8 protein-coding genes are annotated in these 8,951 nt (G+C 56.6%); 2 read left to right on the forward strand and 6 right to left on the reverse strand.

Annotated elements, in window-relative coordinates:
- Positions 1-85 precede the first annotated feature (85 nt).
- From asnB to ACFFK0_RS18305, 6 genes are all read right to left on the reverse strand, one after another.
- Complete coding sequence (asnB, locus tag ACFFK0_RS18280) at positions 86-1,975, reverse strand: asparagine synthase (glutamine-hydrolyzing) (RefSeq protein ID WP_377471749.1); 1,890 nt, start codon at positions 1,973-1,975, stop codon at positions 86-88.
- Positions 1,976-2,334: 359 nt separating this feature from the next.
- Positions 2,335-4,443 carry a peptidoglycan D,D-transpeptidase FtsI family protein gene (locus tag ACFFK0_RS18285; protein ID WP_377471750.1) on the reverse strand — a complete coding sequence of 703 codons (2,109 nt, stop codon included), beginning with the start codon at positions 4,441-4,443 and terminating at the stop codon, positions 2,335-2,337.
- A gap of 31 nt (positions 4,444-4,474) precedes the next feature.
- A complete protein-coding gene (locus ACFFK0_RS18290) occupies positions 4,475-5,194 on the reverse strand; it encodes an HAD-IA family hydrolase (protein WP_377471751.1) in 720 nt (239 codons plus the stop codon).
- A 104-nt stretch (positions 5,195-5,298) separates the two neighbouring features.
- A complete protein-coding gene (locus ACFFK0_RS18295) occupies positions 5,299-6,441 on the reverse strand; it encodes a transglutaminase domain-containing protein (protein WP_377471752.1) in 1,143 nt (380 codons plus the stop codon).
- 48 nt (positions 6,442-6,489) lie between these two features.
- A complete protein-coding gene (locus ACFFK0_RS18300; protein ID WP_377471753.1) occupies positions 6,490-6,921 on the reverse strand; it encodes a hypothetical protein in 432 nt (143 codons plus the stop codon).
- Positions 6,922-6,996: 75 nt separating this feature from the next.
- Positions 6,997-7,152: a hypothetical protein gene (locus ACFFK0_RS18305; RefSeq protein ID WP_377471754.1), complete on the reverse strand. Its 156-nt coding sequence runs from the start codon at positions 7,150-7,152 to the stop codon at positions 6,997-6,999.
- A 157-nt stretch (positions 7,153-7,309) separates the two neighbouring features.
- On the opposite strand from ACFFK0_RS18305, the gene ACFFK0_RS18310 reads away from it, so the two are divergent.
- Both ACFFK0_RS18310 and ACFFK0_RS18315 read left to right on the forward strand, forming a co-directional pair.
- Positions 7,310-8,497, forward strand: a complete 1,188-nt coding sequence (locus ACFFK0_RS18310; RefSeq protein ID WP_377471755.1) for an MFS transporter — start codon at positions 7,310-7,312, stop codon at positions 8,495-8,497.
- A gap of 132 nt (positions 8,498-8,629) precedes the next feature.
- Positions 8,630-8,743, forward strand: coding sequence for a sporulation protein YjcZ (locus ACFFK0_RS18315; protein ID WP_377471756.1), 114 nt, complete (start codon positions 8,630-8,632; stop codon positions 8,741-8,743).
- The last annotated feature ends 208 nt before the right edge of the window (positions 8,744-8,951 follow it).

Raw genomic sequence — 8,951 nt, forward strand, 5'->3', positions numbered from 1 at the left:
CATACAGGAGGCGCTTTTTCTTTTCAAACCGCAAATTAATTCATTACAGGAATAGCTCCTTCCGCGGTTTGAGCCTAGCCTATATCTATGTAGCGGCGTATGCCGACTGCATGCGGGTTTGCGGCTGTTCCTGCAAGTAGGTCCGATGCCATAGCGCGAAAATGTACAGCGTCCACAGCCTGCGCGCGTAGTCGCCTTGCCCGCTGCGATGCGCCGCCATCATTCGCTCGACGCGGGCGATGTCAATGTAGCTGTCGATGCCGCCGCTGCGGATCGTATCCAGCACATCTCCGCCGGCGCTGCCCTGCAGCCAGTCGCGTAGCGGCACCGGGAAGCCGAGCTTCGGCCGGTTCAAGATGAAATCCGGAATAATGCCTTCCATCGCCTTGCGGAAAATATGCTTCGTCGTCCCGTCGGCAATCCGGTATTTGGCCGGAATGCGGCGCGCCACTTCGAACAGCTCCTTGTCCAGGAACGGCACGCGCAGCTCGAGCGAATGCGCCATCGTCATCTTGTCGGCCTTCATGAGAATATCGCCCGGCAGCCACAGGTTCATATCGATGTACTGCATCCGCGTCACCGGATCGAGGTGCTTCGTCTTGGCATAATAATCTCCGGCGATGTCAAACGGTTTCTTGTAGCTCTGCAGCGCTTCACGTCCCAGCTTGACGAGCTCGGCCTTCATATCCTCGCTGAAAATTTTGGCGTTGCCGAGGAAGCGCTGCTCGAGCGGAGTCGTTCCTCGCAGCACGTAGTTGCGCCCCGGCACGCCGCCCGGCATGAGCAGCGCGAGCCGACGCAGCAGCGCCTGCAGCGGCTGGGGCAGCCGCTGGATCGGGCCGAGCGCTCCCGGCTCGCGGTAAATGCGGTAGCCGCCGAACAGCTCGTCGGCGCCTTCGCCGGACAGCACTACCGTAATGTGCTCGGCCGCCAGCCCCGCAACATGATACAGCGCAATCGCCGAAGGATCGGCCACCGGTTCGTCCTGGTGCCATACGGCGGTCGGCAGTGTGTCGAAAAAATCGCGCTGCGTGATGATTTTATCGTAGTGCTCCGTGCCGAGCGCTTGCGCTGTCTGACGGGCGATGCCCGTCTCGTTGTTCGGTCCTTCGAAGCCGACCGAGAACGTGCGGATCGGCTCGATCTGGCGCATATGTGTCGCAATCGCCGTGGAGTCGATGCCGCTGGACAGGAAGCAGCCGCGCTGGACGTCGCTCACCATATGATGCTGGACGGAATCCCGCAGCGTCTCGCGGATTTGCTCCACATATTCGCCGAAAGGCCGGTCAACCGGCTCGAACGTCGGATCCCAGTAGCGCTTGATCGCGACGCGCCCGGTATCCGGCTCCACGGTGACCGTATGCGCCGGCGGCAGCTTGGCGATGCCTTGGAACATCGTGTTCGGCTCGGGAACGTATTGAAAGGTCAAGTAATTGAGCAGACTGTCGGTGTGCAGCTTGCGCTCCACGCCGTCCGCCGCCAGAATGCTCTTGATTTCGGAGCCGTAGATGAAGCTCTCCGGCGTATGCCGGTAATAAAAAGGCTTGATGCCGAAATGATCCCGTGCACCGAACAAGATGCGGCGGCGGCGGTCCCAAATGACGAAACCGAACATGCCGCGCAGCTGCTTCACGCAGTCCTCTCCGAACTCCTCGTATAAATGCACGATGACTTCCGTATCGGAATGCGTTCGGAACTGATGGCCGCGATCGGCCAGCATGGCGCGCAGCGCCTTATAATTGTAAATTTCTCCGTTAAACGTAATCCAGACCGACTCATCCTCGTTCGCCAGCGGCTGGTGCCCCTCCGCGATATCGATGATCGACAGCCGCCGGAACCCCAGCCCGACGTGCGGCTCCCTGAGGAAGCCGGAATCGTTCGGTCCTCTATGCAAGATGACGTCCGTCATCCGCTGCAGCATGTCCTGAGACGGCTCCCGCGGGTCAAAATATAATACGCCGGCAATTCCGCACATGATGATCGTTCCTCCCTGCTATAGCCCGCCGAATCCCGGTTGCCCCCGGCAGGCATTGACATCTAAGTATACCATAGACAGACCGGTTTCTGAAAATACCCGTTAGAGAATGCATCTGCACATAACGTGTACCGCCGAAGCGTCTTCTAACGTCCTTCTCGGCCGCTGCAGCATGTTCCGCGGCGTCTGGCGTCTTCTATAACGGCCAATTCGTCCGCTGAAGCACTCCCCGCCGTGCCATCGCGCTTTCTCACAGCTTATCTGTCCGCTGCACCACGCCCCCCGTTTTTTACTAAGCAAGCTGGCCTCCGGCAATGCGAAAAACGCCCGATTCGTTACGAATCAGGCGTTTCGCATCATTACTGCCGGTTCGGCGCTGCCGGCGCAGTTGACCCTGCAGGCACTGCCGCTCCGGCCGCCGCCGCGCCAGCCGGCGCTCCCTTCGGCACCCCGTTGAGTCCGATATACTGGTCGTACGCATCGAATATTTTACGGGCGATCGGCGCTGCCCCCCATGATCCGAAGCCGCCTTCGGGAACGATGACGGCAACCGCCAGTTTCGGCTTGTCGAGCGGCGCGAAGGCGACAAACACCGCATTCTCGACTCTTCCGCCGCTAGCATCCTGCGTCGAAGTTCCCGTCTTCCGCCCGAATGCGTACGGGAATCCGTCAAAGCCCTGCACCCCGACTTCCGACATTCCTTTATAAATTTGCTGCCAGTATGAGTCCGGGAATTTCGTCTCGTCGAGCACTTCGGTTTCCGGCTTCTTGATCAGCTGCCCGTCATACGTCGTAATTTTGTCGACGAACAGCGGCTTGATCCGCTTTCCTTTGTTGGCGAGCGCCACTCCATATTGCGCCAGCTGTAACGTCGTAATTTTCTCGTTCTGGCCCCAGGATGCGTAAATGAGCGCCGACTGCGGACTATCCGTCTTCGCGTTCGCAAAAAACTCCAGCTGCCTGTCGCCGCCGTATTCGCGCGGCAATCCGCTGCCTGTCGTCACCCCGATGCCGAATTTACGCAAATAGTTCGCAAAGATATTCAAGCCGTCTTTCTTGTTGAAATACAGCCGGTTCCCGATCATCTCGGACATGAACGTATTCGACGAATACCGGATGGCCTCCGCCCCGTTAATCGAGCCGTAGGCGTGATTGTCGGAGTTGGAAATCGTACTTTGACTGCCTGCTTTACCGAACGAGTACTTGCCGGTGTCGTAATACTCCTCAAACAGCCCGAACAGCCCTTCGTTTAGCCCGATCAGCACCGACAACGGCTTAATCGTCGAGCCCATAAATACAATCGAATTCGGGTGCTTCCGCAGCTCCTCGTCCGTATGATACTCCGGCGAGGCCGCCGTAATCGTTCCGTTATTGACCCGGAACTGCAAATACGTCTTGTACTCCTCCGTCGTGAAGCCGTTGATCCAAATATTCGGATCATAGTCTGGATAACTGGCCATCGCAACGACCCGGCCGGTGTCGACCTCCATTGCCACGGCGTAGCCCGCCTTCGCATTTTGCCCGTACCTGGCATAAGGATTGCTGCGGGCTTCGGCGGAATGCAGCCAATTGAGCTGATCTTCGATCGCCTGCTGCGTCTGCAGCTGCACATCCTTATGAATCGTCAGGTGCAGATTGTTGCCTTTCTCCGGCGGCGTCAAGGTGACCCGGCCCGTAATGCGGCCGAGAACGTCGACAGGATACGTCTTCTTCCCGTTCTTGCCCCTCAGCTCGGTTTGGTACATCTGCTCGATGCCGTCGAAGCCGACGCTCTCCGAATCGAGATACCCTTCCGTGTTGCTCTTGTTCTTGTAAAACTCCAGCCCGTTCGATCCCCGCGCCGTATTGAACGGCCTCAAGTACCCGACCAGCTGCGCAGCGATGACCGGCTCATTGGAGTAACGGCGGATGCTCTCTTCCGTCACCTCGATCCAGGGCAGCTCGTCGCGGTGCTCCGCAATGTACGCAATTTCTTTCTCGTTCAGTTGCGACTTGATTTTACGAGGGATGTTATAATAGCTCGGATCCCGTACATCGTTCAGGTTAATATCGTAGCCGACGTCCATCTTCAGAACGATTTCCTCCGCAGTCGGCTGCTGCTTCGCCGGGTCGCCGAACGTCTTGAAAATGTCCGCAAGCTTCCTGGCCAGCGCCACAATTTCTTCTTTCTTCTGGCCTACCTCAACCCGGAAATACAAAGACTGTACGGAAGTCGTATACGCTAACGGATACCCGTTCACATCATATATATTGCCGCGAATCGGAGCGATCGGCGTATCCGCGTTGTTCGTTTCATTTTCCTTCGCGATCAGCTCCTTGCCCTCGACGAATTGCAGGACGGCAAGCCGAACGATCAGGACGGAAAACAACACAAAGATCACAAAGAAAAATCCGTTAATCCGAAATGAAAAATGACGCCGTTCCTCGGCTTCCCGCTTCGCCGAATCTTCCGTAACTACTCTGCGCACAACGCACGCCCCTCCTTACCCTTATTCATCGTTATTGTATGAGCTCCCGCAGCGTACGGATGCCTTCTCCGCTATGAAAGTCGTACCGCAATATTTTCACCGCATCGATGCCCACCTGAGCCGGCGCCCAAATATCGTTGCGGTCGTGGTCGCCAACGTATAACACATCCCCGGCAGGCAGCCCGCACTGCTCCAGCGCCAATCGGAATATCGCAGGATCCGGCTTCTCCAGTCCAACCTCCGTCGACACAATGACCGGATCGAACAGGTGCAAAATTCCCTTATCCTCGAGAATCGACTTCAGCGTCGGCGCAAAGTTCGATACGATGCCGAGCCGCATTCCTCGCCGGTGCAGCTCCTCCATGCACTCCTTGACGTCGTCGAACAGTGCGTAAGAGCTTGAGGCCGTGAAAATGTCATAGAGCTCGTGGCAGCAGCGATGCACGTCATCGTCGTTTAACTCGCGGTGCAGGTCGAGGCTGCGCAGGATGTGATCGTATACGTTAACCCAAAAAGCGCGGTCGGTTTCCGGCGTTACCTGCTCCACCCGCTCGGCGGGACGGTCGTAGTAGAACAGCCGGAACGAGCTTATGAACTGACGCTCCAGCTGCTCCGGATCCCGCTCCAAAGAACGCGCGAGCAGAAACTGATGCATGATGACTTGCGCCGCCGGAATGGTCAGAAGCGTGTCGCCGACGTCGAAATATATCATTTTATAGTGAGATAAAGGCTTCTTCAACAGCGTCTGCATGAAACTCATTCTCCTATTCCCGTTCTTTGTTTAGTTTACCATACGGAAGCCGCAGACAAAAGAAAAGCCGCGGGAGGTAAAGCTCTCCAGCGGCTGAGGGGCGGCTAGGCGCCGTCCCGGATATGCGTTTGGGCGAAGCTCGGCGGGTTGAACCAGTTGCCGCCGCTGCTGTACCATGTCGAATCGAGCGGAATCCAGGCGTTCTTCTCCTTCAAATACACTTCGTTCCACGCGTGCGGGCCGTAGCCCCCCTGCCCGTCGTAGCCGAGGCCGGTTACGACTTTGACATCGAGCCCGGCGGCGCGGGCCATGACCGCATACAATCGGGAATAGTCGATGCATACGCCTTTGCGAGTGGTGAACGTATCCTCCGGCGTCTGCTCGTGCCAGATCCCCTTCTCCTCGTAATCCCGCACTTTGTCCCAATCGTACTGAATCCGGGAGCCGACCCACTTGTACAGCAGCCTGGCCTTCTCCTCGTCGGTCTTGCCTGCCGCCGTCACTTCCTTGGCCGCCGCCGTAATGTCGGTCGGGACGTTCGCGTCGATGACCTCGTATTTGCGCTGCAAGATGTTCGCGAACTCCCGCTCTACCGCTCGCGTAAATACGGGCAGCTTGCTTGCGATCAGGTCGCCGGTGAACGGAGCGACGACTTCCTTCGCTCCTTTCTGATACAGCTGCGACCCTTCGATATAGGAGGCAGCAGGCGAATGCGGAAATAACGTGGTCACGATGAACAGCACCGCGATCAGCATAATCGCCCGCCCCAGGCCCGTGATCGAGCCGATCGCACCTCCGGCTGCAGCGCTGATGAACGACGGAGCGCCGTCTCTCCCCGCAGCCGCTGCAGCCAGCGCTCGTCCTGTAATCCCGTCTACGATACGATAAAGCAGCTGTTTAACGACGACATAGGCAAGCAAGAAAATGATGCCGAAACGAAGCAGCGGAAAGTCCCGCATCGATGTCGCCAGCGTAACATACAGCTGCCGGAAGAAGCTCATCGGCTCCGCCGGAATTTCGATCTGCCTCGCCGTAAGCCAGCCTTCTGCAACCGGGGAGAGCAGCTCCGCCCCTTTCCACGCCGCAAACAAACTGACAAGCGTCACGGCGCCTTCCATAACGGAAAGCAGAAGGTGCCGCATGGAGCCCGAAGCGCCGCGTGCGGCACCCTGCACCATAGACACGATGACCACAACGGCTAAAACAACGGATATGAAATTCATCGTCGTTAACATCGTCATGTTCATCCCCCTATGCGCAGCTGCACTGTGACCTCGTGTTCAACAGGCAGAACGTTATTGCGAATTCGCTTTCGCCTGCTCGATGAAGGCGTTCACGGCGCTCGATGCGCTCATTTGGAACGATTGGCCCATGAATGTTACCGTCACTTGATCCGAGCCCGCCTTGCCTTCCACCTTCAGGCTTTTTGTCGTAATCGCAAACGAGCCGTCCTTGTTCGCGGTAAACTTCGCTTCCTTCGCCTCGTCTTGAAACGCCTTCACCGCTTGCGCCTGCACTTCTTCCGCTACCTTCTGCCCGACAGAGGCTCCGATCGACGCCAGCTGGTCCGTGTAATTGACGCCGTATACCGCAAGTCCCGCCAGCAAAGCGAGAACGATCACCCATTTCACGACCGTCTTGACGACTCTGACAACGATGAATAATACAACCAGTGCTCCGGCAAGCAAATACCATTGTTCTTGTGCAAACGCCACCCATTGATCCATTCGTGCAGCACCCCTTCGTTCGTATGGTTACAAAAGTATGTTATAAGTCTTTCCACATTTTACTATAGCGAAGCATTATTGTTCATCTCTTTTTTTCCGCAGCTGCTCCAGCTTCCGCTGAATATCGCTTTCGCGGCTACGATTCATTGTCGACCTGCGGAACGTATGGCGCAACCGGAAAATAACGGTAACGACGATGACCGCAATGATAATGATTTCGATCCGATCCATTGGGCGATGCGCCTCGTTTCTGTTCATAATTTTCGAAATGCCGCCGCGAATTTGTGTCTTTTTGCCGGACTCGTACTATCCGTAAGACAAGCCGCGTAGATTTGAAGATAGAGAAAATCGCGAGCCTCTGCTCGTCATGCGGAAAGGAAGTGGGCCGGTGAAAACGGCGATCTGGCTCTATTTGTTCATGTTTGTGGCGATCTTCGATCTGCACGCGCAATATCCGATTTTATCACCGTTCGCCTTGTCTCTCGGGGCCACCCCATCGTTCATTGGACTCATTCTAGGCGTGTATTCGATCACGCATTTGCCGGGCAATCTGATTGCCGGTTACGGCGTAGACAAGTACGGCAGCAAAGCGTTTATTATCGGCAGCCTGATTGTAGCAGGGATCGTCCTTATTTTTCAATCGATGGTGACGGATCCGTGGCAGTTGCTATTCGTCCGTTCGATCAGCGGCTTCGTGCTCGCTTTCTTATCCCCGGCTTGTATGTCGCTGCTCGCCCGTATCGCGCGCGACCGCATCCAGCAGGGAAAGCTGATGGCCGGCAACGGCATGGTCCATACGCTCGCCTCCGTCGTATCGCCCGCCGCGGGAGCATATCTCGTCTCCAAGCTCGGCTTTACGACAGCGTTTACCGTACTTGGCTGGGGGCTGATTATTACGGGAGTGCTCGCGATCTTCGGGGTAAGAGAGCACCGCAGCAGCCAGACGAACGATAAGGGGATGATATCCGGCGAAGGGGCGCACTCGCTCCCGGACCGGACGGATGACGGTGCCGGGGAGACAGGCGTCCGGCCGGATGGCATGCCTTCCATCCCCTGGTTGTTTTACTCCATACCGTTAGCGTTATCATGCTCGCAGGGCATTTTGTTTTTCGAGCTGCCCTTGCTCAAGCAGTCGATGGGCTCGATTCTCACTTCCGGCGTACTGTTTTCCCTTGTCAGCCTCGGTGCGTTAGTGACGCTGAGCCTGATGTTTCTAAATCGCGTTTCCCCGTTTTCCAGAACGGTGTTCGGCTCTTTGGCGCTTGCGCTCGTATTTTTCGGCATGGCCGTAGGCTGGCCGATCCCGCTCCATCTGTCGTTGTTCATGCTCGGTATGGCCAAGGGCGTCGTGTATCCGGCTATTGCTTCCCTGTTAGCGGCAATCACGAGCAGCAAACGGTACGGCCGTGTGTTCTCCTTGCTGTCCATCGCCTATTCGATCGGCGCTTTCTTGGGACCGCTGATCGCCGGTCATACCCGCGACATGATATCGCCTTATTTCATCGCCTTCTTCGTCTTGATGCTGGCACTTGTCATGCTGCCGCTCCGAACCTTCCTTCGTCCGGAGCCTGCGTGATCGGCTCCCTGCACCAAAGAGGGCAAACGTCCAATCGTTTCGGCTTGGGTATTCGCACAGACGAACCTCCGCTCCCCGCATAAGATAATAGTGTCAAATGACCATTGCCTTTGCGAAAGGAGCGGATTTTCCATGGCGGCTGTTGCAGAAGCAGGTGTAGGCTTCGGCGTTTTCTGGACGTCGACAGGCACAATTTTGGTGCTGTACATCCTTCTCGTCATCATATTGAGGATGTTCTGGGTATAGGCCGGAAGGCCACTTCGCAAGCGGGCGGGACTCGTTCCCGGCCGCTTGTTTGCGTTGAAGATGCGACAGACATTTCGACATTTCCCGGGAAATCGTTGCATATCTGCATTACTAGCTCCAGCGTATTGCGGTATACTAACAGTATCGATAGAGGCTCGGAATTAAGCAGGTGTTCTGAGTCTGAATGAGGGGTGAATGAGGCAGAAGC

Source organism: Paenibacillus chartarius (genome assembly GCF_042432825.1).
Classification (GTDB): Bacteria; Bacillota; Bacilli; order Paenibacillales; family NBRC-103111; genus Gordoniibacillus; species Gordoniibacillus chartarius.